Genomic DNA, 938 nt, shown 5'->3' with positions numbered 1-938 from the left:
TCCCTCTACGAGATCAGCACGCGTGTGGAGGAGAAGATCGACACCGTCGACGGCAAGGTCGACGGGCTCACCGTCGCTGTCGAGCAGCGACTGACCGGCGCCGAGCACCGCATCGACACCGTCTCCGAACGCATCACCGCGTTGAGCCAACGCCTCGACGCCAGCCAGACCATGCTGGAACAGATCCTCGCTCGCCTCGACCGCAGCTGACCGGGTCCTCTGGCCAAGCGCACGACCATCGACTCGCGCCGGCAGCCGTGTCCAGCGCTCACCGACCGATCCCGGCCGGCGGCGCCTGCCTCGCCGGGGCTCACCCACCGGAGGACCAGACCGGTAGGCGCACACGGCACCGGCCGCCTCCGCCGCGGTCTGAGAATCGCGCGCCCGTCTTCTGCGCCCCTGGGAACGCGCTACCATCATCGAGTGTCTCAGCAGGATCACCGCGCGCACGGCGCCCCCTCACCGGACGCCGACGGCCGCGCGGCGGCGGTCGTGTCCCGGATGGTCTCGCGCCATGGCGCCCCGTCGCTGGAGCACTACCGCGCGATCTACGCCGACCTGGGCCTGGACTGGCCCGGAGACGCCGAGATCCGCCGGACCCTGCCCGTCGACGACGCTGCCTGAACACGGCATGACCCACGCGTGATCGGCGGCAAGGTCCTCGACGCCTCCGCCCTGGCCGCCCTCGTCCGCGGCCACCTCCGCGCGGCGGCATGGATCCCGAACCCCCGCCAGCGCGGGATCCCGCTCCACCTCCCCCCCCTCGCCCTGACCGAGGCCCGCGCAGTCCTCCCCGAGCCCGCCCCACCGCGGGCCGCACCCCTCCGCCGCCCCTCGGCCATGCTGAGCGACCTCGACCTCGCCCGTCCCCCCGCGGTCGCAACCCCCCTCGACACCGCCGATGCCTCGGCCCAACTCCACCGCCACCGCCGCCCCCC

The 938-nt window shown here is 73.9% G+C and carries 3 protein-coding genes; all 3 read left to right on the top strand.

Translation table 11 applies throughout. The features are described from left to right. On the top strand, positions 1 to 210 hold a 210-nt coding region (locus tag D8M34_RS19125; RefSeq protein WP_202976294.1), incomplete at its 5' end, for a hypothetical protein. A gap of 213 nt (positions 211 to 423) precedes the next feature. Next, the gene (locus D8M34_RS18155) at positions 424 to 624 is read left to right on the top strand and encodes a hypothetical protein (protein ID WP_126894718.1); all 201 of its coding nucleotides are present in this window, start codon (positions 424 to 426) and stop codon (positions 622 to 624) included. Between the two features lie 18 nt (positions 625 to 642). Continuing rightward, a partial coding sequence (locus D8M34_RS18150) for a hypothetical protein (protein WP_126894717.1) occupies positions 643 to 938 on the top strand: 296 nt, incomplete at its 3' end.

The organism is Microbacterium sp. HSID17254, from assembly GCF_003989315.1.
Taxonomy (GTDB): Bacteria; Actinomycetota; Actinomycetes; order Actinomycetales; family Microbacteriaceae; genus Microbacterium.
This window is presented reverse-complemented; position numbering and strand designations above follow the sequence as displayed.